Source organism: Shewanella sp. Sh95 (assembly GCF_001308045.1).
Taxonomy (GTDB): domain Bacteria; phylum Pseudomonadota; class Gammaproteobacteria; order Enterobacterales; family Shewanellaceae; genus Shewanella; species Shewanella xiamenensis.
Genome location: NZ_LGYY01000213.1, coordinates 26,874 through 51,866 on the forward strand (window position 1 = coordinate 26,874; position 24,993 = coordinate 51,866).

General features: G+C 47.2%; 20 protein-coding genes. 11 read left to right on the plus strand and 9 right to left on the minus strand.

Features of this window, described 5'->3' with window-relative positions; translation table 11 throughout:
- Positions 1-64: 64 nt before the first annotated feature.
- The 7 genes from AEA42_RS15695 to AEA42_RS15725 form a co-directional block, all read right to left on the minus strand.
- Positions 65-1,012, minus strand: coding sequence for a hydroxymethylglutaryl-CoA lyase (locus tag AEA42_RS15695; RefSeq protein ID WP_055648223.1), 948 nt, complete (start codon positions 1,010-1,012; stop codon positions 65-67).
- Between the two features lies 1 nt (position 1,013).
- Positions 1,014-3,053, minus strand: a complete 2,040-nt coding sequence (locus AEA42_RS15700) for an acetyl/propionyl/methylcrotonyl-CoA carboxylase subunit alpha (protein ID WP_055648224.1) — start codon at positions 3,051-3,053, stop codon at positions 1,014-1,016.
- On the minus strand, positions 3,053-3,898 hold the full coding sequence (locus AEA42_RS15705; RefSeq protein WP_055648225.1) for an enoyl-CoA hydratase-related protein: 846 nt from the start codon (positions 3,896-3,898) through the stop codon (positions 3,053-3,055). The genes AEA42_RS15700 and AEA42_RS15705 overlap by 1 nt, the downstream gene beginning before the upstream one ends.
- A 46-nt stretch (positions 3,899-3,944) precedes the next feature.
- Positions 3,945-5,552, minus strand: a complete 1,608-nt coding sequence (locus tag AEA42_RS15710) for a carboxyl transferase domain-containing protein (protein ID WP_011623084.1) — start codon at positions 5,550-5,552, stop codon at positions 3,945-3,947.
- Positions 5,553-5,653: 101 nt separating this feature from the next.
- Positions 5,654-6,823, minus strand: a complete 1,170-nt coding sequence (locus AEA42_RS15715) for an isovaleryl-CoA dehydrogenase (protein WP_055648226.1) — start codon at positions 6,821-6,823, stop codon at positions 5,654-5,656.
- A gap of 152 nt (positions 6,824-6,975) precedes the next feature.
- Positions 6,976-7,380: a MerR family DNA-binding transcriptional regulator gene (locus tag AEA42_RS15720; RefSeq protein WP_011623082.1), complete on the minus strand. Its 405-nt coding sequence runs from the start codon at positions 7,378-7,380 to the stop codon at positions 6,976-6,978.
- 260 nt (positions 7,381-7,640) lie between these two features.
- Positions 7,641-9,353 (minus strand): L,D-transpeptidase family protein, encoded by a 1,713-nt coding sequence (locus AEA42_RS15725; RefSeq protein WP_231640404.1) that lies wholly within the window; start codon positions 9,351-9,353, stop codon positions 7,641-7,643.
- Positions 9,354-9,548: 195 nt separating this feature from the next.
- Here AEA42_RS15725 and AEA42_RS15730 point away from each other — a divergent pair, with 195 nt between their 5' ends.
- The 6 genes from AEA42_RS15730 (at position 9,549) to AEA42_RS22955 (ending at position 18,009) form a co-directional block, all read left to right on the plus strand.
- A complete protein-coding gene (locus AEA42_RS15730) occupies positions 9,549-11,456 on the plus strand; it encodes a propionyl-CoA synthetase (protein ID WP_156312355.1) in 1,908 nt (635 codons plus the stop codon).
- A gap of 327 nt (positions 11,457-11,783) precedes the next feature.
- Positions 11,784-12,098 carry a quaternary ammonium compound efflux SMR transporter SugE gene (gene sugE, locus AEA42_RS15735; protein WP_037425659.1) on the plus strand — a complete coding sequence of 105 codons (315 nt, stop codon included), beginning with the start codon at positions 11,784-11,786 and terminating at the stop codon, positions 12,096-12,098.
- Between the two features lie 228 nt (positions 12,099-12,326).
- Positions 12,327-13,853, plus strand: coding sequence for an NADP-dependent phosphogluconate dehydrogenase (gene gndA, locus AEA42_RS15740; RefSeq protein WP_055648228.1), 1,527 nt, complete (start codon positions 12,327-12,329; stop codon positions 13,851-13,853).
- Positions 13,854-14,393: 540 nt separating this feature from the next.
- A complete protein-coding gene (locus AEA42_RS15745) occupies positions 14,394-16,517 on the plus strand; it encodes a S8 family serine peptidase (protein WP_037417514.1) in 2,124 nt (707 codons plus the stop codon).
- Between the two features lie 10 nt (positions 16,518-16,527).
- Positions 16,528-16,992: a hypothetical protein gene (locus AEA42_RS15750; RefSeq protein ID WP_055648229.1), complete on the plus strand. Its 465-nt coding sequence runs from the start codon at positions 16,528-16,530 to the stop codon at positions 16,990-16,992.
- 585 nt (positions 16,993-17,577) lie between these two features.
- Positions 17,578-18,009, plus strand: coding sequence for a hypothetical protein (locus AEA42_RS22955; RefSeq protein ID WP_231640405.1), 432 nt, complete (start codon positions 17,578-17,580; stop codon positions 18,007-18,009).
- Between the two features lie 283 nt (positions 18,010-18,292).
- On the opposite strand, the gene AEA42_RS15760 is transcribed toward AEA42_RS22955, so the two are convergent.
- Positions 18,293-19,189, minus strand: a complete 897-nt coding sequence (locus AEA42_RS15760; RefSeq protein WP_037417509.1) for a LysR substrate-binding domain-containing protein — start codon at positions 19,187-19,189, stop codon at positions 18,293-18,295.
- Positions 19,190-19,624: 435 nt separating this feature from the next.
- On the opposite strand from AEA42_RS15760, the gene AEA42_RS15765 reads away from it, so the two are divergent.
- Positions 19,625-20,101 carry a DoxX family protein gene (locus AEA42_RS15765; protein ID WP_055648230.1) on the plus strand — a complete coding sequence of 159 codons (477 nt, stop codon included), beginning with the start codon at positions 19,625-19,627 and terminating at the stop codon, positions 20,099-20,101.
- 70 nt (positions 20,102-20,171) lie between these two features.
- Positions 20,172-20,981, plus strand: a complete 810-nt coding sequence (locus AEA42_RS15770; protein WP_047537255.1) for a class III extradiol ring-cleavage dioxygenase — start codon at positions 20,172-20,174, stop codon at positions 20,979-20,981.
- A 138-nt stretch (positions 20,982-21,119) separates the two neighbouring features.
- Here the strand turns inward: AEA42_RS15770 and AEA42_RS15775 are convergent, their stop codons facing one another.
- Positions 21,120-21,995 (minus strand): 1,4-dihydroxy-2-naphthoate polyprenyltransferase, encoded by an 876-nt coding sequence (locus tag AEA42_RS15775; RefSeq protein WP_055648231.1) that lies wholly within the window; start codon positions 21,993-21,995, stop codon positions 21,120-21,122.
- 330 nt (positions 21,996-22,325) lie between these two features.
- Between AEA42_RS15775 and AEA42_RS15780 the strand changes: the two genes are divergently transcribed.
- From AEA42_RS15780 to AEA42_RS15790, 3 genes are all read left to right on the plus strand, one after another.
- Positions 22,326-23,258, plus strand: a complete 933-nt coding sequence (locus AEA42_RS15780) for an SDR family NAD(P)-dependent oxidoreductase (protein WP_055648232.1) — start codon at positions 22,326-22,328, stop codon at positions 23,256-23,258.
- Positions 23,259-23,376: 118 nt separating this feature from the next.
- On the plus strand, positions 23,377-24,243 hold the full coding sequence (gene tesB / locus AEA42_RS15785; RefSeq protein WP_037417495.1) for an acyl-CoA thioesterase II: 867 nt from the start codon (positions 23,377-23,379) through the stop codon (positions 24,241-24,243).
- Between the two features lies 1 nt (position 24,244).
- Positions 24,245-24,649: a YbaY family lipoprotein gene (locus AEA42_RS15790; RefSeq protein ID WP_037425639.1), complete on the plus strand. Its 405-nt coding sequence runs from the start codon at positions 24,245-24,247 to the stop codon at positions 24,647-24,649.
- Positions 24,650-24,993 lie beyond the last annotated feature (344 nt).

Consider the following 24,993-nt stretch of genomic DNA (forward strand, 5'->3'; position numbering starts at 1 on the left):
GATGTCCTTTAAATTGTTATTCGTGTCCAATCATTTCTAGAACCTAGAAACTAGAACCTAGCACCTAGGCTTTAGCGCCATGCAAGATTGCATTGGCGACTTTAGAGCCATTAAGACGATTTAATTGTTTGCTGATCCCAAAACCCGCTAATGCCAGTTTTTCCAAATCGATACCCGTCTTCAAACCGAGTCCGTGGAGCATATAGACTAAGTCTTCACTCGCTAGATTGCCCGATGCGCCTTTTGCATAGGGGCAACCACCTAGGCCCGCCACTGAGGCGTCAAAGCTGCGCACACCTAAGTCGAGGCAGGCGGTAATATTGGCTAATGCTTGACCATAGGTGTCGTGGAAGTGCAGGGCGAGTTTTTCTACCGGCACTCGCTCCATCACGGCTTGCAGCATTTTACGGGCTTTTAACGGCGTGCCTACACCGATAGTGTCGCCGAGCGAAATTTCGTAACAGCCCATTTTGTAAAGGATTTCAGACACTCTTGCCACTTCGCTCGCCGCGATTTCCCCTTCATAGGGGCAACCTAAAACGCAGGACACATAGCCACGCACTGGGATATTGGCGGCTTTTGCCATGTCCATCAACGGGATAAAGCGTTCTATCGACTCTTCAATCGAACAGTTGATATTGCGTTGGCTAAAGCTTTGTGACGCCGCACCAAAGATAGCGACTTCGGAAGCTTTTGCATCCAGCGCCAGCTCTAAGCCTTTGACATTGGGGGTGAGGGCGCTGTAAACCACGCCCGCTTGACGGCGAATTTGGCGCAATACGTCACCGCTATCGGCCATTTGTGGCACCCATTTGGGTGACACAAAACTGCCTGCTTCAATTCGCTTCACGCCCGCATCGGCGAGGGCTTCAATCAAGGCGACTTTGGCCTGTGTCGGGACGGCGGCTTCATTCTGCAAGCCATCACGGGGCCCCATCTCGAACAGGCTAACCCTATCCGAGCTGGCGTTTACCGAGGTCGTGCTTAAGTTCGCAAGATCCAGCGCAGACATCTTAGGCTTCCTCGCTCTGGGCTTTGGGCTCAACATGGAGCAGCACAGCGCCATCGCTCACTAACTCGCCCGCTTTGAAGTAGAACTCGGTAACTATACCGTCGAAGGGCGCTTCGATGGTGTATTCCATCTTCATCGCTTCCATCACCAGTAGCCCTTGTCCCGCCTTCACCTCTGCACCAACATCGACCAAGTGAGTCACGACTGTGCCATTCATCGGTGCCTTGAGCTTATCTTCATTGCTGGCCTCGGCCTCCACCACTTGGGTTTTAACCGCTTTAAAATGATAACTGCCAGAGGGTAAAAATAGCGTAAAATCATCGCCCTGGGCGCTAACGGGCACTTTGCTCTTATGGCCGTTGATTTCGGCTAACAGTAAATCCTGCTTAAGCTCACCACTAAGGGACTTGCTGATATGACCTTCTTCCGTTGGCAGAGATAACTGATAGTGGTCGCCAAAGTCTAATAGCACCAATTGTTGTAACTCGTGGGCATCGTCGAGCAGGGCAATGGTATGCTGACTGACGCTGTTGAGTCTAAAGCCACTGACTTGGCCCCAAGGCGAGTAAGGATCGGCGCTATTAATTGCCTGTGCCTTGGCGGCTTCTTTACGGGCAAGCACTTGATACAGCGCGGCAAAAGCGATAGCCGTATCGGTTTCGCTCGAAGCACTGCCAATCAGCGCATCGCCGTAACGGTTGATAAAGTCAGTGCTAAAATCCGCCTTGGCGAAGGCGGGATGCTCAGCAATATTGGCCAAAAATGCAATATTGTGCTTAAGCCCGCTGATTTGATAGGACTCGAGGGCATGCACTAGGCGTTGCAGCGCGCGTGGACGCGATTCATCCCACACAATCAGTTTGGCGATCATAGGATCGTAGAAATTACTGATCACATCGTTTTCACGGATGCCGGAGTCGATACGCACGTATTTGCTTTGCTCGGGCTCGCGCAGAAAGTTGAGCTTACCGCTGGCGGGTAAAAACTCATTTTGCGGATCTTCGGCGTAAATACGCACCTCAAAGGCGTGGCCGTGGATACGCACTTCGTTCTGTTTGAGCGGTAAAGGCTGACCACTGGCGACCATTAACTGCCATCTGACTAAGTCTTGGCCCGTCACCATTTCGGTCACCGGATGCTCTACCTGTAGGCGAGTATTCATCTCCATAAAGTAGAAGCTATTGTCGGTATCTAACAGGAATTCAACGGTTCCCGCGCCAACATAATCGATGGCCTTGGCGGCGGCCACGGCGGCTTCACCCATTTGGGCGCGCAGTTCATCACTTAAACCGGGTGCTGGCGCTTCTTCGACCACTTTTTGATGGCGGCGCTGAATCGAGCAGTCGCGATCCGATAAGTAAATCGCATTGCCAAAGGTATCGGCAAACACTTGCACTTCGACATGGCGGGGCTGGCGTAAATAACGCTCCAGCAATAATTTATCGTTACCGAAGGAGGAGGCCGCTTCACGGCGCGCCGAGTTGATGGCGTCCATGATTTCGCCTTCATGCTCAACGATACGCATACCTTTGCCACCGCCACCGTAGGCGGCTTTAATCAGCATCGGGAAGCCGATTTTTAAGGCTTCGGCCTTGAGGGTGGCATCGGTTTGATCGTCGCCATGGTAGCCCGGCACTAAAGGCACTTGCGCCGCCGTCATAATGGCTTTGGCTGCACTCTTGCTACCCATGGCATCGATGGCATCGCTGCCTGGGCCAACAAACACGATTCCTGCTGCCTCACACTTGCGGGCAAAGTCGGCGTTTTCCGATAAAAAACCATAGCCTGGGTGAATGGCTTGCGCCTGAGCTTTTTTGGCGATTTCAATAATCAAGTCGCCCTTCAGGTAAGAATCCGCTGGGGCGCTGCCACCTAAGTAAAACGATTCGTCGGCCATGGCAACATGGCGGGCGTTTTTATCGGCATCGGAATATAAGGCTACGGTGCGAACGCCCATGGCCTGCGCGGTTTTGATAATGCGGCAGGCAATTTCACCACGGTTAGCAATTAAAAGCTTAGTGAACATGCTGTTAGTCAACATCAAAGAACTCCTTGAGTATCTGTTGGCGTGTGCCAGTTCGGCTGACGTTTTTCAAAAAAGGCGTTTAAACCTTCTTGGCCTTCATCAGATACCCGAATGCGGGCGATGCGCTCGCTGGTGTAATCAATCGTATCTTGGTCTATCACGCCGTCTTCGAGGCGGGCGAGTAGGGTCTTTACCCATGCCATGCCCTGCGGACTGTTGGCGAGCAGTGCGGTGATAATGGGCTGCGCTGCGGTCGCTAAATCGTCGTTTATCTCATGGATAACATTGAGTTTTAGCGCCGTTTGCGCATCAAAACGTTCCGCGGTCAGCATATAGCGGCGTGAGGCGCGATTGCCCATGGCGCGGGCAACGTAGGGGCTAATCACCGCAGGGATCAGCCCGAGTTTAACTTCGCTTAAGCAGAAGCTTGCGCGCTCGGTGGCGATGGCAATATCACTGGCGCAGATTAACCCAAGCGCGCCGCCAAAGGCTGCCCCTTGGACTAAGGCGATAGTGGGTTTTGGAAAGGTATCTAAATCCTGCATCAGCTTGGCCAGCGCCTTGGCGTCATTCAGGTTTTGATCAAAATCCATCTTGGCTTGTTTGCGCATCCAATTTAAGTCGGCGCCTGCGCTGAAGTTTTTGCCATTGGCTTTTAATACCAGCAGTTTGCAGTCTTTGTGCTCGGCAAAATAACCGAGGACGGCGATCATTTCGCTGATCATCACCTCATCGAAGGCGTTGTGCACTTCTGCTCGGTTTAGAATTAACTCGCCCACGCCGTTATTCAGCGCATAGCTGACGTGCTGCAAATTGCCTAAGTATTGAGTGCTAGTGTTCTGGTGTTGTGTGTCAGTCATTGTTATTCCCTCTATATGAGTGATACGTAAGGCATCGCAAGATGCGTTACATACGGAAGACGCCGAAGCGGGTGTCTTCGATAGGGGCATTTAATGCGGCTGACAGGGCAAGGCCCACCACATCACGGGTTTGCGCTGGGTCGATAATGCCGTCATCCCACAGGCGGGCGCTGGCATGGTAGGGATGACCCTCTTTATCGTATTGGGCAATAATCGGTGCTTTAAAGGCTTTTTCGTCCTCAGCAGACCATTCTTCACCTTTACGGGCTAAACCGTCGCGGCGCACTGTCGCTAATACGCCAGCGGCTTGTTCGCCACCCATCACAGAGATGCGCGCATTGGGCCACATCCACATCATGGTCGGCTCGAACGCGCGGCCACACATACCGTAGTTACCCGCGCCGTAGCTGCCACCGATAATCACAGTGAATTTAGGCACATTGGCGCAGGACACTGCGGTCACCATCTTGGCGCCGTGCTTAGCGATACCTTCGTGTTCGTACTTTTTACCCACCATAAAGCCGGTGATGTTTTGCAGGAACAGCAGCGGGATCTTGCGCTGGCAGCACAGCTCGATAAAGTGCGCGCCTTTTTGCGCCGATTCGGAGAATAAAATGCCGTTGTTGGCCACAATCCCCACGGGATAGCCGTGAATGCGGGCAAAACCACAAACTAGGGTTGCGCCATAGTTGGCCTTAAACTCATCGAAATCCGAGTCGTCGACGATGCGAGCGATCACTTCTTTCACATCGAAGGGCTTTTTCAGATCGGTGCCGACAATGCCGTAGAGTTCGTTGATATCAAACTTCGGTGGCTTAACCGGGCTTAGCAGACTGTTGATTTGTTTTTGATGATTCAGACGCAGCACTGCGCGGCGGGCAAGCTCTAATGCATGCTCATCGTTTTGGGCTAAGTGATCCGCCACACCTGAAATTTTAGTGTGTACATCGGCGCCGCCAAGTTCTTCAGCGCTGACTTCTTCACCAGTCGCGGCTTTCACTAACGGCGGTCCAGCTAGGAAGATAGTGCCTTGTTCTTTAACGATAATCGATTCATCGGCCATGGCAGGAACATAGGCGCCGCCCGCGGTACACAGACCCATCACCACCGCAATTTGTGGAATGCCCTTGGCGGACATTTGCGCTTGATTGTAGAAAATCCGGCCGAAATGGTCGCGGTCTGGAAAAACTTCATCCTGACGGGGCAAGTTAGCACCGCCCGAGTCGACTAAATAGATACAGGGCAGATGGCAGCGACTGGCAATCTCTTGTGCCCTTAAGTGTTTTTTGACTGTGATAGGGTAGTAAGTGCCGCCTTTGACCGTGGCATCGTTGGCGATAATCATGCACTCTACGCCGCTCACGCGGCCAATGCCTGCAATGATGCCTGCGGCGGGCACTTCTTCGTCATAGACTTCAAATGCCGCAAATTGCGACAATTCTAAAAAGGGCGAACCTGCGTCGAGGAGTTTCTCAACCCGTTGACGAGGAAGGAGTTTACCGCGGGCCAAATGGCGCTCTAGGGCAACGGGGCCACCGCCGAGTTCAATTTTGGCGAGCTTGGTTTTGAGATCGGCCACGAGGGCGGCCATATCGTCGGATTTGGCTTTAAATTCATCGCTACGGGCGTTGATACGACTGCTTAATTGCGTCACGTTGATTGTCCTTATAAAGCGGTAACTCAGTATCAGTTGGCTCGGTGGGCGAAGGGGCATGAAAGGCTAAAGCTCATCATGCGCCGTTCGCCCTAGGCTGCTTATTTCGATTCGTTAAAGAGCTCACGGCCAATCAGCATACGGCGAATTTCTGAGGTGCCGGCACCGATCTCATAGAGTTTGGCATCGCGCAGTAAGCGGCCAGTGGCATACTCGTTGACGTAACCGTTACCGCCGAGCAATTGAATGGCATCCAGTGCCATTTTGGTGGCCAGCTCCGCGCTGTAAAGAATGGCGCCTGCGGCGTCTTTGCGGGTGGTTTCACCGCGATCGCAGGATTTCGCCACGCTATAGACATAGGCTTTAGCGGCGTTCATGCCAGTGTACATATCGGCTAATTTGCCTTGTACTAATTGGAATTCACCGATGGATTTACCAAATTGCTCACGTTCGTGGATATAAGGCACGACGATGTCCATACAGGCATTCATAATCCCCAGCGGGCCGCCTGAGAGCACGACGCGTTCGTAATCTAAACCGCTCATCAGCACTTTAACGCCATTGTTGAGGCCGCCGAGAATGTTTTCCTCTGGTACTTCGACATCTTCAAACACCAGTTCACAGGTGTTTGAACCGCGCATGCCCAGTTTGTCGAGTTTTTGCGCTTGGCTGAAACCTTTAAAACCGCGCTCAACGATAAAGGCGGTGATGCCGTGGGCGCCCTTCGTTAAGTCGGTTTTTGCATAAATTACATAGGTATTGGCATCGGGACCGTTGGTGATCCACATTTTGTTGCCGTTGAGGATATAACGATCGCCTTCTTTACGGGCGTGTAGCTTCATTGAAACCACATCGGAGCCGGCATTAGGCTCACTCATTGCCAGTGCGCCGATATGCTCACCGCTCACCAGCTTTGGTAAGTATTTAGCTTTTTGTGCAGCATTACCGTTACGGTTAATTTGGTTCACACACAGGTTAGAGTGGGCGCCATAACTTAACCCGATAGAGGCTGAAGCGCGGGAAATTTCTTCCATGGCGACCACGTGGGCGAGGTAGCCCATGTTTGCGCCGCCGTATTCCTCAGGCACAGTGACACCTAAAAGCCCCATCCCACCCAGCACGGGCCAAATTTCATTGGGAAAGGCATTGTCGTGATCCACTTTCGCAGCAATCGGTGCGATTTCATTCGCGGCAAAATCCTGCACCGCATCGCGCAGCATATCGACATCTTCGCCTAGGCCAAAATTAAGACTGGTGTAGAGTGAGTTCATTGCTTGTGTCCTTTCTGATGTTCTAATTTATATTTTTATGATTATTAGGTGCTTGAGTCTTTAAATCTGTCTTGCTTTGCGTGATGTATCCCTGTCACGCGGTCGTACCAACTGAGGTGTTCGTTAATGTTATGCTCGCAAGTTCGAAGGTATTAGGCCTTAGCCTTGCTTTCTTCTAGGGCGAGGCGGCATTGCTGCTCGGCTGAATTTAGCTCCATCAGGACCACTTTAATGTCGTCCATTTGCTGCTGTAGGGCAGATTTCTTTTCTTCCACTAGGGCAAGCATAGTATTGAGCTGAGTGGTGCTGCTCTTGTCGGCATCGTAAAGTTCGAATAGGCGACGGGTTTCTGCCAGAGAGAATCCAAGGCGCTTGCCGCGCAGGATAAGTTTGAGTCGAACCCTGTCTTTGAGACTGTAAATACGGGTTTGACCGCGACGTTTTGGCTTAAGTAAGCCTTGGTCTTCGTAAAAACGAATGCTTCGGGTCGTGATATCAAACTCTTTAGAGAGATCACTGATCGAATAAGTCGTTTGTGGCGTGTTAGTTGCGCTCATTCAGGCACCTTAGTTAATCATTTTTATGCAAGATATATGAAGTTTACGTAAAGGTAAAGATTGTGGTGTGGTTAGTCGATTTTTTTTGTCAATTCTTGTTGCCACTTGGCTCAAGCTATGTTGTTTAACATGTTGATAAATATTACGTTAGCTTGAACTCAAACAAGTGTTTTTTTAGGTGAGCCCACCCATATTGCCTTAAGGCTCCACGGGGGAAGAGAACTTATTAAGTGGTGGCGTTAAGGCAGGCGTGTAAGCCGTTATTCCAACGTATTGAGCAAGCCATCATCGGCTAACACACCCTCATAGGTTGGGCGATTTAATGCTTCGATAAGTACCGGGTCACGTGTGTATATATCATTGTAAAATTTAATTTTTCCGTTTTTGATGGTCACGGTCCAATACATAATCAAAATATCTAAGGGCTGATCTAAAAACAGGTTTTCTGTTTTTCCCTCTGCAAGTTTGCGATTGAGCGTTTCACTGGACCAATTCGCATTGGCGCTCAGCAGTTTATCGGCGAGCACTAGAGGATCTTTTACTCGAATACAACCGTGACTGAAGGCTCTATTGGTTTGCTCGAATAGATTTTTCGATGGCGTATCATGCAGATAAATTGAATATTGGTTTGGGAAGATAAATTTAACTAAACCAAGGGAGTTATCTTCCCCTGGCCCCTGCACAAACCAGTAGGGAAAGTTTTTGCGGGTCATACTGTGCCAATCGATGCCGCGAGCATCGACGGGCGTGCCCGAGGCTTCAACGACTTTAAAGTGCTTTTTTTGCAGATAATCGGGATCTTTACGTAAGTGGTTGATGATCTCCGTGGAGATACTGCGGGGCACGGTCCAAGTGGGATTCACAACCACATATTTTAATTTGGATTTAAACAATGGCGTCTTTGCGTCGATTTTGCCGATGATAATGTCAGTACGCCAGTTTAAGTTATTGTCTTTAAATAGTAATAATTCGTAGCCAGCCAAATTAACCAGCAGATAGTTTGCCGGCAAGTTGGCTGATAGCCAGCGGGCACGCTCGAGGTTAATGCGGATCTGCTCGACCCTTTGTGTATAGGGAACATTTAACGCCGCCATTGTGCCTGCGCCTATCACCCCATCGGCCTTAAGGCTGTGGTCAGTTTGAAATTGACGTACCGCAGCTTCAAGCGTGCTGTCATAAGTTAATGGCTCGTTCACGGCGGCGCTATTCTCCGCTGGCGAGCTTGCTGCTAAGTAACCTAACTCTTTTAGCCGTGTGGCAATGCTTTGTACCGAGGGGGAAGTGCTACCGGGTTTAATGACTTCCGTATAAGGAATCGTGGTAAAGGGATAGCGAGCGGCCAAGTCTTTGTACTGGGCAAGATACTGTTTAAGCTGGTGATATGGCGCAATCTTAGGCGCTAAGCCTGTAATCGCCTCGGCCACAGTGTGCGCTTTAATGTGTTCTTCAAGCTGTTTTAATGTGGTATCAAAATCCAGATGAGCTTCATCATAGTTCCAGGTTTTGCCGAGCATACTGGGATTGACTTTGCCATTCAGTAAATGAATAGCATAGGTAATAATTCCATCGGTTAGTAGCACTTCAAATACACTACTGCGATATTCATCTTGCCAATTCGATGCACTCAGTTGTTGGTAAAGTTCGACCAACTTGGGATAGTGGTAATCTTCCTTCGCAAGACCCTCTTCATCGGCACTTTTAATTACATCGAGTAGCGTGCCTGCATAGTCTTTATCCTCCCAGAGCGCTTGATATTGGCGCACTTGATAGACCCGTGAGAGTAACTTAGCGCTGATGATCTGAGTGTTATCTACGTTAGCCCGCTCACCGATAGACAGGGGTTCGAGTAATGCTTCAAGTTGTTGTGTCGAAGCAAAACAAGCCGTACTGACGAGATTGATGAATAGGAGTAGACCGAGTTTGACTTGGCTTAAGCGGCGCATAATGAGTATTTCTTTCCGTGAAAAATCCATTAAAGACATAAGATTATGTGGAAGTCTTCTACACGGCAAGTGTTAGATGGTCTATCTCTTCGGATTTATTTTTTAACCCCAGTATATCCCTTAGTCTAATGGGGGAATAATGCGTGGCAGGTCATAATCAACCTCGGAAGGAAGGGGAGAGTTTCATCTGTGTTGACACGGATGAGTGTCATGATGGGAGGCCTTATGACAGATGTTGGACAACAATTACATCAGACATCTATTGCGAATAAACAGGCATTTTGGCAACAAGCCGCCAAGGCCTTAGATTGGGTTACGCCAAGCAAACAAATATTAGATGAAAGCGAGGCACCATTTTACCATTGGTTTAGCGATGGTGAGTTAAACACGTGTTATAACGCGATAGACCGACATGTGTTAGCGGGACGTGGTGAGCAGATTGCGATTCATTACGTTAGCCCAGTAACCGAAACCGAATACAGTATTACCTATCACGAACTGCAGGCTCAAGTAGCAAGGCTTGCAGGGTATTTGCGTACTATGGGGGTGACCAAGGGTGATCGGGTGGTTATTTACATGCCGATGGTACCCGAAACGGCCTATGCCATGCTTGCCTGCGCGCGCATTGGCGCCATTCATTCGGTGGTATTTGGTGGCTTTGCGGCCAATGAACTTGCCACCCGTATCAATGATGCCAAACCTAAGCTGGTAATGTCTGCCTCCTGCGGGATTGAACCTTCAGGGGTTGTGCCCTATAAGCCCTTACTAGATAAAGCATTAAATGAAGCGGTGCACAAGGTTGAGCATTGCTTGATTTTAAACCGCCCTCAATATGAAGCGCAGATGCAAACTGGTCGAGACGCCGATTGGCAGACCGCGCTTAAAGGATGCGAAAGCGTTGACTGCGTCACGGTAAATGCCACCGATCCTTTATATGTGCTCTATACCTCTGGCACTACAGGCCAACCTAAAGGGGTGGTGCGTGACAATGGCGGTCATGCGGTCGCATTAGCTTGGTCGATGGCCAATATTTACGATATTCATCAAGGCGATGTGTTTTGGGCTGCATCGGATGTGGGTTGGGTTGTTGGTCATTCCTATATTGTTTATGGCCCGTTACTCGTGGGGGCGACCACGCTGTTATATGAAGGCAAACCCGTTGGTACACCCGACCCAGGCGCCTTTTGGCGTACGATTGCCAATTATCAAGTTAAAAGCTTTTTCACCGCGCCCACGGCGATTCGCGCTATTAAGCGTGAAGATCCCGACGGCGAATTTATTCAAGGTGTTGATTTAAGCTGCTTGAAGAATGTCTTTTTGGCTGGGGAGCGCTGCGATCCCGACACCCTGCATTGGGCTGAAGACAAGTTACATAAACCGGTTATCGATCATTGGTGGCAAACTGAAACAGGTTGGCCAGTAGCCGCAAATCTAATGGGGGTGGCGCCTATTGCGGTTAAAGCCGGCTCACCGGGGCGACCCGTGCCTGGATACGAAGTTGATGTGGTCGATGAGCTGGGCGCTAAAGTGGCGCCGAATGTCTCTGGTAATGTGGTGATAAAATTACCCTTGCCACCGGGCACGCTCACAACGCTCTGGCAAAACAACAAACGTTATCAAGACAGTTACTTATCTATGTACCCAGGCTATTACCTCACGGGAGATGCGGGTTACATGGATGAAGAGGGTTATCTCTACATTATGAGCCGCATTGATGACATCATTAACGTTGCGGGTCATCGTCTCTCTACTGGGCGGTTTGAAGAGGTGCTGTGCCAGCATCCCGATGTGGCCGAAGCCGCCGTGATTGGTGTTGATGACAAATTAAAGGGCCAAGTGCCATTAGGCTTAGTGGTACTTAAAAAGGGCGTGACTATTACGGATGAGGAGCTGCATAAGCAGTTAATTGCACTCGTTCGTCAAGAAATTGGTCCCGTTGCATCCTTTAGGTTGGTGAGCGCGATTCAAAAGCTGCCGAAAACCCGCTCGGGTAAAATCCTGCGCGGCACTATGCGTAAAATTGCTGATAATCAGCAATATACGGCGCCAGCGACCATTGAAGATCCGCAGACCCTCGATTTAGTCCGCACGACCTTAACCCGCATGGGCTATGCCGATGCTTTAGTGGGCTAGAGTGAGCGGCTCAAGTTAACGACTTAAAAAGTTAAGAGCGTCAAACAAAAGAGCAAGCGATAGTCTTTTTAGATTATCGCTTTCTTATTTTAGATTTAGACGAATGCTTAGATCACTTGCCCTTATTCGTCACATTTTGGTAGTCTAGCCAGCATTCTTAATAGAGCTTTGCGTCGACAGTGCACTATTAAGGCGCCGGATCTTAAGCGGTACTGCGGACATTCATTATCCTTATTGCTTTTGACCCATTAACATTTCACAACGGCTTAGGGACGACCCTAAATACGCCGATATCAATTTGGGGACGACCCCGTATGGGAGTTCTCTATGAGCTGGTTACTGTTAATACTTGCTGGACTTTTTGAAATTGGTTGGGCCATCGGTCTCAAATACACCGATGGTTTTACTCGCTTGTGGCCGAGTGTGTTTACTTTGCTCTCAATGGCGTTCAGTGTGTTGCTACTGGGCCTCGCCGTTAAGCAATTGCCGATAGGCACGGCTTATGGGGTGTGGGTTGGCATAGGTGCCATGGGCACGGCAATTGCGGGCATTATTCTCTTAGGCGAGGGAGTGAGCTTGCTGAAAATCGCCAGCTTAATCCTCATTTTGCTTGGCGTACTCGGCTTAAAACTCGCTCATTAATCAATTCTCTTCCCCAAGGAAGCGCTCGCCCCAGATGTATACGATTGGTAAAGATGTTTGATGAGATCTAGGAATATTTTCCTGAAAAAACAACGCATCTTAGACTGTAATCGAGATTGCCAATCGTATGCATCGTCTATTGTCTCTGGTAATTAAGTTACAAAGCCCGATATAATTACACCTCCAAATTGGTTATTTCTAACCTCTGTGACCCGTGGGAATTATATAATGCAAAACCACAGCAATCTTAATGACATTGGCGTGATTGGCCTTGGCGTGATGGGCAAAAACCTCGCGCTAAACATCGCCGACAATCAATATCGCGTCAGTGCCTTCGATCTCGATCCTGTTAAAGTCAACGGGGTTTTACAACAAGAAAAACAAGAACGTGTAGGACAGGATCTGCGTATTACAGGCTGTGCTAATCTTTCAGAAATGTTAGCCAGCCTCACTCATCCCCGTATTCTCGTGCTATCTGTCCCTGCGGGTGCGCCTGTGGATGGGGTATGCCATGCCCTGATTTCTGCTGGTATCGAAGCGGATGACATCGTAATCGATACGGGCAACAGTCTTTGGACTGACACCGTTGAACGCGAAAAGCGTTATCAAGGCAAATTTATCTTCTTCAGCTCAGCCGTTTCGGGCGGTGAGGTTGGTGCGCGTTTTGGGCCTTCATTAATGCCAAGCGGCGATCTTGGCGCATGGCAACATGTTGCGCCGATTTGGAAGGCTATTGCCGCTAAGGTTGACCCTAAAACGGGGCTGCCGATTGAGCGTTTTGAGCCGGGAAATCCGGTGACCGAAGGCGAACCTTGCACGACCTATATTGGGCCTGCGGGTGCTGGGCATTATGTGAAAATGGTGCATAACGGTATTGAATACGCCGATATGCAGCTGATTTGCGAAGCCTATCAGTTAATGCACGATGGCTTAGGCATGAGCGCTGCACAGGTAGGTGAGGTGTTTGAACGTTGGAATAAGGGCAGTTTAAACAGTTATCTGATGGGGATCAGCGCAGAGGTGCTCAAACAGGCGGATCCGCTAACGGGTCAGCCATTAGTTGAGATGATCCTCGATAAAGCAGGGCAGAAGGGCACTGGACTTTGGACTGCGGTGAGCAGTTTACAAATAGGTTGTCCGGCTCCCACCATTGCCGAAGCTGTTTATGCGCGCGCGGTGAGCACCCAAAAATCCCTCCGTGTTGAGCTCAGTAAAAAGCTTGCTGGCCCCTTATCTCCTGCGATGGATGAAAACCAAAAAGCCACCTTAATCGATGCCTTAGAGAGTGCGCTCTATTGCGCTAAGGTCTGTTGCTACGCTCAAGGTTTCCAACTGATGGCGATGACGGCGCAGGAGCAAAAATGGCAACTCGATTTTGCTGAGATCGCGAAAATCTGGCGTGCGGGCTGTATTATTCGTGCCACCTTCTTGCAATCGATAACCCAAGCTTATCAAGCGGATGCTGACTTAAGTTGTTTGTTAATGGCAGACACCTTTGCAACTACCTTATCAGAAAAACAAACAGCGTGGCGCAGTGCTGTGGCGGCGGCGGTTATGCAAGGGATCCCAGTGCCTTGCATTGGCTCTGCACTGGCATATTACGACAGTTATCGCAGTGAGACCTTGCCAGCTAATTTGCTCCAAGGACAACGGGACTTTTTTGGTGCCCATACTTTTGAGCGTTTAGATAAGCCAGCCGGTGAGAAATACCATTTAGATTGGAGTGCCACAAACAGAGTTTTAATTAAACTCTAGATAAAATAATTTGAATAGCCCCTAGAAATAGGGGCTTTTTTATTGGTCGTATCTGTTTTATAACTTAAGCTTGTTTTGTAAATGTTAATAATATGACGGTTTAACCGTTCGCCATTCTATATTTTTGGGCGGTTTAATTTTGCTTTTTTAATATTTTTAAAGAATTTGAAGATTCAAAATGTAAAAATTTATGTAATTTAAACAGTTTGTTGTCTTGTAATTAAAAAAAGCAAATAAAATTATTATCTTTTTGTTTTTAATCTATTTTTTTATATCTTATTTATTGTCTGTCTTTATCTGTTCTTAATTTTATCTGCTGATAAAATAATCGAATAAACCTATTCAGTCTTTCATTCTGTTTATATTTGTTTTCATAATTATTTCCTTTGTGTTAAATCTTTGCTTCCCATTTGATGCTTGTATTTTATAAGAGTTCATAGGGTATAACTAAAATAACAGAACTTAATGCGGAATAATGTTAATCAACATTATCACGCCAAATTAAGTTGTAATAAGTAATGAGAAGAAGGAATGTCTATTATGCGTATGTCCATTGTTGCATTAAGCATCACGGCGGCCTTATTGGCTGGCTGTGGGAGCGATGATAAGAAGACTCCGGCACCTGTGCCTAAAGTGAATACTGCCCCGACCACAGCGGATATGACTGTTGATGTGTCACAGTCGATTCTTTTTACTGGAAAACTTGAGGGGACGGATGCCGAAGGTGGTTTAACTTATTCTTTAGTGGACCCTGCTGATCTCAAACTCGGCACCTTTACGCTAGTCAATAAAAGCACGGGTGAATTTACCTATGCATCTGATGCCAATGAAGGGACTGAGGTGATTCGGTTCAAAGTCTCCGATGGCCAATTACAGGCTGAAGCCAATCTGACAATCAATATTAAGCATGGCGATCCACTCTTTACCTACCAATGGCATTTAAAAAACACTGGGCAGAATGCTTTTGCGGCTAACCGCGGTGTTGCCGGTGAAGATATGAATGTGAGCGGTGCAATTTCAGATAATGCTATGGGACAAGGCGTGATTGTCGCGGTGGTCGATAGCGGCTTAGAAATTGCTCATCCAGATCTAACAAATAACACTGTAAATGGTGGTTCATACAATTTAATTACAGGTACTGTTGATCCAACACCTTTCTCTGGGTCTGCTACAGCAGCTCATGGTACAGCAGTAGGAGGGATTATTGCTGCAGAAGGTTGGAACGGTATTGGTGGTCGCGGTGTGGCACCTAAGGCAAAATTAATTGGCTTTAACTTTTTAGATGAAGATCCAACGGGTAAAGTGACAAACGTACAAACATTTGAAAACTTTGCTAAATCCCACGGTGCCAGTGCCTATAGCGATAGTGCACGCGTTTTTAACCAAAGCTATGGTTACAGCGTGCCATTCCCTCATGGGTTTGATGAGGATGAAACCGAAGTTTATCAAGATATTGCAACGCAAAGCTTCGATGGCAAAGGCAGTATTTTCGTTAAGTCCGCGGGTAATGGGTATGACTACTATCGTTTCCGTACTTTCTGGTTACCGGGAGATTACTTCACGGCAACGACGGAAAATCCCGCTAACCACGGCTTACCTTTCCATAATTCCAACATGTCCTCTGACAATGCTAACGTTTATAACTTAGTTGTTAGTGCAATTAATGCTAAGGGTAAACTTTCTAGCTATTCATCCGTGGGCTCGAATATTTTTGTCACAGCACCTGGTGGTGAGTATGGTGATAATGATCCTGCGATTGTTACAACCGACTTTATGGGATGTGTGAAGGGCTCAGCAATCGCTGAAGATAGACCAAGCACGCCATTCCACGGTGGTTTAAACCCGTTAAACCCCAATTGTGATTACACATCGACAATGAACGGTACCTCGTCTGCGGCACCTAACACTTCGGGAGCTGTCGCCGTCATTATGAGTGCTAATCCAGATCTCACTTGGCGTGATATTCGCTATATTTTGGCGAAGACCGCTACTAAAGTTGATGCGGATATTGCGCCTAAAACCGTGACCATTGGTGAGGGTGAAGGTGCGCCAGTGTATGCGGCTATCCCTAGTTGGTTACAAAACGCGGCGGGTTTTTCATTCCATAACCTCTATGGTTTTGGTCGAGTGAATTTAACTGAAGCCGTTAAGCTCGCCAAATCCTATGCACAGGACTTAGGCGACTATGTCGTAACCGAGTGGCAAGCAAGCGCAGCGCTCACCAAAGCGATTCCCGATGCCGATATTAATGGCGTGACGGATACCCAAGTAGTCGCTGACGATTTAGTGATTGAAGCCGTGCAAATTGAGCTGACTGCCGATCACCTGCGTCTACCTGATTTAGCGGTAGAGCTGATTTCGCCTGCAGGTACTAAGAGTGTGTTGATGACACCTTATAACGGTTTAGTTTATCAAGGGGTGATGGATAAGAATGATCCGGATGATCTTGTTAAAGGCTATGATGCAACACCTATGTTATCAAATGCTTTCTATGGCGAATCATCAAAAGGTGAATGGACAATCAAGCTGATTGATGTGAATAGCGGTAGCTATCGATTTGTTAAATACGATCAAGGCTATATCTCAATCCCTAACGAAGCCGATGGCAAACTGAAAGGTTGGTCAATTCGTTTCCATGGCCATGCCGCCAAGTCTGCATCTTAAGGAGTAACCAATGAAAGCGTTAAATTTATCATTAGTAGCTGTTGCACTTTCACTGTCAGTTCAAGTAATGGCACATGACAAGATCGAACTCACTGAACCTCAAGCTGAGTCTAAAGGTATTCAAGTGAGCCGTGCCGAGTTTCTCGGTTTAGATACACCCTACTTTGTTAAAACTGAGACTGGGGTTAAACAGGCTAAGCAATTGGTTAAAGGGCAGAAAGTGGTGACTCAATCGGGTAAACCCTTTGCCGAAATGACCGGAAAGTTAGTGGTTAAACTAAAACCAGGTGTATCAGCCGATGATTTTGCTAAGACTCACGGTTTAAAAGTTGATTGGCAGAATGACAATAACTTATTGCTGCTGGCCGCCGAAGAAGGTACTGATTTAATTGGCTTAATTCAAGCGGTTAAAGCCTCGCCTGAAGTGGAGCGTGCTAAGTTAGATCGCGCACTCGCCAAGCAAGAAATTCAGTAAGCCATTTAGCGAAGCTAAAAGGTGAATAAAGGGCCGCAAGGCCCTTTATTATGAGTTAATTATTAATATGAGCCTATTAACATCAGAGGCTTTATCGTAAAACGACAAATAATATAACCACTTAGCGTTAAACTATCTGGTTCACGATGGGTTTACAGACTATAATCTGCTTTTATGCCTTGGGGCCGTGCTTCACTCGGCTTTCGCGCATGATTAACATGGACCATGTTTGCATTATTCCATGTACTTTTCCATACGAGTGGTTGCATTGTTCAGCCCGAAGGTCTCACCAACTCAAGTCTCAATATGAACTACTGGAATAGCGATAACTTTGAAGGATTAAAGTCGATAGGGACTCAGTATTCGGCTCTGAAGGGGTATGAACTTTTTGGCCAATATTGTCTGCAAAAAGAGCAAGGACTAAAGAAGCAAGCGATTGCGACGGTGAATACATTTGTGTCGCACTGTAAGAGCCAATCCTTGACTAAACAAAGGTAAATAGCTGAAGAACTATCATCCTTAGGTTATTGGCAGCGTGAAACACACCAGTTACTCGCTTATCCCCTCACCGTATTGCTCAAAAATGTGCTGGCCCAATGGGCGGTAGATGAACCCAACAACCCCATTCCCCACAAATGGTTAGGCTATATTGGTGAGGATATCGCCTCCTATGAAAGGGCGTTGGCGCTTGAGCCTAACGATGAAATTTGTCTTACTCAAGTTGCGTTGGCCCATTTAAACAGTGTCGATTTTCAGACCCACCATTTATCTGAATCTGTATTGTTGGGCGATATAGTACGAGCAAAAGACTCACTAGCGTCAGCACACACATTAATCGAGCGATTACAAACGCAGGAGAGTAAATCAAGGCTGCAAAACCGGCATGATTATTACCAGTCGATGATAAATTGCTGGGAGGAGTATTCCACTCATGCAGTGGCTGAGTCGTTTCCGGATTGGTGCGCTGCCAAAGGCGAGCAGTTTGATTTTTGGTCAATTATTTATTATCGGCGCTGAGTTAATTGCTTGTTGGATAGCATGACTGAGTAATATGTGGGAAAAATTGCGTCATCGCGGCTGCAAATTACGCGATAAAACAACAATAGGCTTTTACTGAATAAGCATGATGAAAACCGTATGAGAGTGTCACGCGCATTTATTTAAGTGCTCCTTTAGGCTGAACTTTTAGCTTCTATCCAGGCAGCCAGCCTTCAAAATATGACTGATTAACGAATGTCATATTCAGATTACATATACAGATTACATATACAGATAGTGTGATATCAAAAGAGGTCAATTATCAGCTTGGTTTAACGGCTAGTTGCACTAAATTGTCCCATAGCGCCTGTGCCACAGGGCCTAGTGGCGAGTGGGGCGGCCGCATCACATAGTAATCGAGTTGGATCAGGTTTTGTCTTTCTTGTAGTTCAAGCTGTTGTAAGCTTCCTTCTGCGATGGCTTCTTCGACCATATAATAGGGAAGTTTTCCCCATCCCATCCCTCCTTGAATAAGCATTTTCTTCGTATAAAAATCATTCACATACCAACGGCGCTGCCCAGCTTGCACCCCAAATTCGATATTGGCGGTGCCAGTGCCAGTATCTTGGATCACAATTTGGTACTCGTTCACCAATTGCCTTACATGACTTAGGTGGGGATAACGGCTCAGTAAACGGGGGGAAGCAACATCCAATAAACTCCCTGAAAATAAATAACCAAGCTCATAATGGCTTGAGCGAAGCAGCTCAATACCGCCAGCTGAAATCGCAATATCGGCTTTGCCTTGATTTAGGGCTTCGAGTGCCCCAGTTAAATACTCTTGTTTAAGAATAATTTGTGTATGTGGAAATTCATTTTGTGTGCGCTCTAACATCGGCAAGATTCGAGCAAGATTAAAGGAGGCCTCAAAGGCTAAGGTGATACTGGCCTCGTTACCTTTGGCTAAATGCTTAGCCACTTGGCGCATTTCCTGCGCTTCATTCAGTACGCGCTGGGCGTATTGCAATAGCTTTCGTCCCTCTTGGGTCAGTGCTAATCGATAACCTTGGCGGTCGAACAGCACTACATCTAGCTGGGATTCCAATTGTTTAATGCTCTGACTGATCGCCGGCTGGGTCTTATGGAGTTTGTCACTGGCGGCCTTTAGCGAGCCAGCGAGGGCGACGGTATTGAACATCAGCAGTTGTTCTAAGGTCATGGCAATACCCTTAAACAAATAAAGAATTATTTTAGAAGATGTTAGATATTATTCCATATTTATTTATTTTTTGTGGGCGCATAATCTCGCCATATGACAGTAGTGGGCACAAAATATGAGCCCACTACTTTGCGTTTAGAGTACTGTTTAACCTGAACTCGGGATAACGAGTGTCGAAAAATCTAAATTTAACAAACAAAATCAATGCTATAAATGATTTCTTTGAAAAGAGGAATCTTTTTTCTGGCTGAATGCGCAGATTTTTGCGCATATCAAGGCGCTCTGTCGTATGCCATAGCGAGCTATGGTTAGACAGAGCAACGCAGAGAGGCCCGAAAAGATGCCTATTCAGCGGCTCTACTTATCCCGAGCTCAGGTTGTTTAGCAAGAGTTTATACGGAATTAGGTCTAAAAGTGATGAGCAATGAGGTCGTTATGTCTATCAATCAATTATGTTTTGCCAAAAGTGAAAACAAAACCGCGGCCGAGACTGACCCTCAAAAACTCTTTGTCTGTGCCAATACCTTAAATCGTGCGGCGGCTTTGGTAACGCTCGCCATGAGCATAGTGTTTTTATTCTCGGGCATGGGTAAGTTACTCAGCGTGCCGTTTTTCCATGCGCCCTTTAGCGTGATGAATTTACCAACGGGTTTTGGCTACTTTATCGGTGTGGTTGAAGTGCTGGGCGCCATTGGTATTGGCTGGCGTGAATCTCGAGTCCTGTCGGCAACAGCATTACTGTCGGTGATGATGGGAGCCATTTATTACCACTTTAATTTTGAAGCTACCCTTAACGCGCTACCCGCATTGTTATTATCTGCCTTGCTTTTTTTAATCATCAAGTTAGATGAAACCGTCGATAGATTAGTGCGTTTTCAACGTCAGCTGGTGGACATAAAAGCGGTTTTCTGATTTTGGCCACCGCGCAGACAAGTTTTAATTTACAAGTGACAACTCACGGTTTAATCAAGAGACATTTACTATGACGTACGCGAACTCGGCTCAAATGCCAGTGCTGTTTGTTCCCCATGGTGGCGGGCCTTTACCATTACTCAATGATGCAAATCATCGGGAATTACGGTCATATTTATCCAAGGTGGCAGAGACTATTCCCACGCCCAAGGCGATTGTTTTAGTTACCGCCCACTGGGAAGAGGCGCAGGTGACACTGTCGAGCCATTCTCATCCTAGTATGCTGTTCGATTACTATGGTTTTCCCCCTGAGGCTTATACGCTTTCTTATCCTGCACCCGGTGAGCCGCAGCTTGCCGAAACCATTGCCAGTTTACTTAAGGCAAGCGGCATTGAGGTTTGGCTAGATAATCAACGCGCCTTCGATCACGGCACCTTTGTGCCACTTAAGTTGATGTATCCTGAGGCCAACATTCCTGTGGTGCAAATGTCCTTAGTGCAGCATTTGGACCCGAGTGCCCATATTGCTATCGGTGAAGCATTGGCATCATTACGTACCCAAGGGGTGCTGATTGTGGGGTCTGGCATGTCGTTTCACAATATGCGCGCGTTTTTCTCTGGCGATCCTAAGGTGTTGCCTCGCAGCCAAGCGTTTGATACTTGGTTAACCGATGTAGTGACATCAGGCGATAACCACGCCAAGGCACAATTAATCGATTGGCAATCAGCGCCAGAGGCGCGTTTTAGTCACCCAAGGGAAGAGCATTTAATTCCTTTACATGTGTGTTTTGGGGCGGCGCATTTACAGACGCCAAAAGCCACGCATCAATTTAGTGGCGTGTTATTTAACACGGCAATCTCGGCTTATCTTTGGTCTTAATTTGTCCCTAACAGCAAAAGGTTCATCATGTTGTGCGTTTGGCGCATCATGACGAACCTTTTTGTATTTTAACCTAGCTAATTGGTGGCTGGCTCTTACTCAGTAATGGGGACAACTCTGAGATGTTGGTATTCCAGCTTAAGCGGTAAACACCAGTCCCACACTGAATAGGGTACTGAAAATCATAGTAAGTTTTGCTGTGCGTCCCAATAGTGGATTAAGCGCCTCACCCGATACAGCATAGAAATCGCTACTGAGTTTACGGGCGATAAGCAGAGATAAACCCGCCAACAATACCGGTAATCCAGGCAGAATGCCCAGTAAGAATCCCGCGATCACTAAACCAAAGGGTAAGTAAATTAAGGCTTGATACAAGACTTTGGCCTGTGCCTCGCCAATCCTCACGGCTAGGGTATGTTTGCCCGCTTGGGTGTCGGTGCGAATATCGCGGGTGTTGTTAACTAACATAATGGCGGCGTTAAATAAGCCAATCGCACAGCCAAGTAGCCACGCATTCAAATTAGTATCACCTGCCTGCAAATAATAACTGCCGACCACAGCCACTAAGCCAAAAAACACAAAGGCGGCAACTTCGCCTAGCCCGTGTGAGGCTAAAGGATAAGGACCGCCGCTGTAGCCGAGGGCGCCTATAATCGCCGCCGCCGCTAAAATCGCTATTGGCCAACCACCGTGCCAAATCAAATAGGAACCTACTGTTAACGCGAGTAATAAGCAGAAGATCATCGCATTACGTACTTTATAGGCTGGGATCATCCCGCTTTGCGTCACGCGAACTGGGCCAATACGTTCGGCAGTATCGATACCATTTTTAAAATCAAAATAGTCATTGGCGAGGTTGACAGCGATCTGCAATAAAATCGCGCACAACATCGATGTCACGGCAATTAACCAACTGAAACGCTCAAGGTGCAGCGCCAGAATATTACCAATTAACAGGGGACCGATTGCCGCGGGTAAGGTGCGAGGTCTGATGGCTAAAATCCAAGGATTCATGATGTCTAGTCGTTATCTAAAAAGGAATGAGTAGTGAACAGCGCCATAGCATAACAAGAAATTACCCTAAAGTGAGTACTATCTAATACACGCATGTAATAGAGTTTGAATTGGCGCACAGATGTTTCGCGGTTAGGGAAAAGATTTGCCGCCAATGTCAAAGAAAATCCACATTGTCTGTGCTTTTATAGTTTATGCCGTTTACCCGTATGTCATTGGTAAAGCCAGTAACTTAACGCTGATAGAGCCTTGAGTGTAAGGCAAGTCATCGGGCTTAGCTGCCGGAGAATGAGCACGTCACCTTTATGTCAATGATAAGGATTCGATAGGATGCGTTTCGATAACCAAGTGGCGTTGATCACCGGAGCTGGCGCAGGGCTTGGGAGAGCCTATGCCATTATGTTGGCAGAGCGGGGCGCCAAAGTGGTGCTTATCGACCAACCTAAGGTGTCCTCTAAACGCCAAAAACACCCTGATGCTGACTATAGCAATGATGAATTGCGCCAAACCCATGAGACGATTTTAAAACTCGGGGCCGAGTGCCTTTGCTTTGAGGTGGATGTCAGTCAACAGATGGATGTTCAGACTATGGTGAATAGCTTGCTTCAATGTTGGCAGGGCGTGGATATATTAATCAATAATGCCGGTGTTTATGGTGCTCGTCCTTTTGAGCATATTCAACAAGCTGAGTGGCAGCGGCAGTTTGACGTTGATGTTAATGGCAGTTTTTATCTGACTCAAGCAATATGGCCAGCGATGAAAGCACAGGGTTATGGCCGCATTTTGATGACAACGGGGGTTTCGGCACTCTTTGGTGATTTACACCAAGTCGCATTCAGTGCCGCCAAGATGGCTTTAGTGGGAATGGTAAACAGCCTATCGATAGAGGGCGAGCAATATAACATTTATATCAATAGCTTATGCCCTCAGGCATTAACGGCTATGACTCGAAAGCATTTAGCTCCTGCGATTCAACAGCTATTTTGCTTTGATACGCTGACTGCGACCGTGGCGTTTTTAGTGAGTCCAAAGGCCCCTAATGGTCAGCATTTATTGGCGGGCGCTGGCAGTGTCAGCCACGGCAGATTCGCTGAGTTCCAGTCTATCTACTTTAGTGAGGGACAATGTACGCCCGATAAACTCGTGAAATATTGGTCAGAACTTCATAATGCCTTTCCGGTTAATTTACATTCCTGTGGTGAGGATAAAGTGTTGGCTTGGTCAAAACAGAGCGCTCTTGAGCATCATATAAAAATTGAGTAGTTCGGCGTGCGTTTTGTTAAATTGTTAACAAACACCATGCCAAGTGACTCCCTACTGGTCAGCCCTAGTCGAACTGAGTTACCCTTGTGTATTCATTGCTAATTTTCCGTAGGATCCCATGAGTCAGGTATTAGACGATCTCTTATCATTATTATCCCTTGAGCAAATCGAAATCGGGCTGTTTCGCGGTCAAAGTCAAGACCTAGGATTTGGGCATGTGTTTGGTGGGCAAGTCATGGGACAGGCCTTGAGCGCGGCTAAGCAAACCGTACCAGCTGAGCGCCAAGTGCATTCGCTTCACTCTTATTTTTTACGCGCAGGAGATGAGAAGTTACCCATAGTGTATGAAGTTGAAAATATGCGCGATGGGGGCAGCTTTAGTGCTAGGCGGGTGAGTGCAATACAAAAGGGACGGCCGATTTTTCATATGACCTGTTCCTTCCAAGAACCCGAGGTGGGTTTTGAACATCAAGCACAGATGCCGCAGGTGCCTGGCCCTGAAGGTTTATTAAATCAAAATGAGTTGGCTATGACCTTAAGGGACAAAGTCCCAGCAAGGATCCTTGAAAAGTTTATGGAAGACGCGCCAATTGAGATGCGCTTAGTCAACCCTCTGCATCCCTTCGCACCTAAAGAAACCGAGCCATATCGCTATGTGTGGTTAAGGGCGAATGGTGCAATGCCAACAGATAGTCATATCCATGAATATTTACTAGCCTATGCCTCCGACTTTAATTTTTTAGTCACGGCGGCTCAGCCCCATGGCGTGTCGTTTTTAACCCCGGGCATCCGCATGGCAACCATAGATCATGCGATGTGGTTCCACCGACCCATTAATATGGGAGAATGGTTGCTCTATAGTATCGATAGCCCAAATGCCAGTGGGGGGCGTGGGTATGTCCGAGGACAATTTTTTAATCAGCAGGGCGAGCTTGTCGCATCGACGACCCAAGAGGGGCTGATCCGTATGGTAAAAGGAAGCTAATATGTTACTGAAATTAAAAATATTTATTCTATTCTGTTTAAGCTCATTGACGATGGCTGGTTGCGTAACGGTACAACCTGAACCACCCATTATCATCAATGGTGCGGCGGGTTATTTAGAGAAAATTATCTTGCCACAAGGCAGTGAAATTACTATTGCCATTATCGATTTGAATACTCCAGGGGCCATTATTGCTCAAAAAAGCTTTAATATCGCCCGAGCGCCTGTGCCATTTAAGTTCTTATTACCCGCGCAATCAATCGATAAACGTATTAATTATGGCGTAGTGGCTATGATCAAGTACCAGGACAAGGTGATTTTCCAGACCTATGATCGTTTCCCCGTGATTAATAATGGTAAATACACCACTGAAGTATTGATGAAGGCGGTGATGATTAATCAGTAAAGCATGCGTTATTTCAAAAAGCCCTTTTCGTAAGGGCTTTTTGTTTTGTAAATCTCGATTATTTTTTATTTCCTATCTCGAGCTTAATATCATTCATCTTGTTTGGTGTAGGGGTATTCGGTAACGTTGATGGCATAATGCGATTATTTATTGCGTTTATCATATGTAATTTTTAGCTATTTGAAATTATTTCATCTATAAATTTAAGTTGTTTTCTCCCGAATTCAACTGCGAAGTGCGACACTCGCCAATATCAAGCAGCCAATACCATTTCTTTAAAGACAATCGCTGGTTGCTTGAAATCTAAACACTTTTTCGGTCGATAATTTATCCGTGATAAAGCG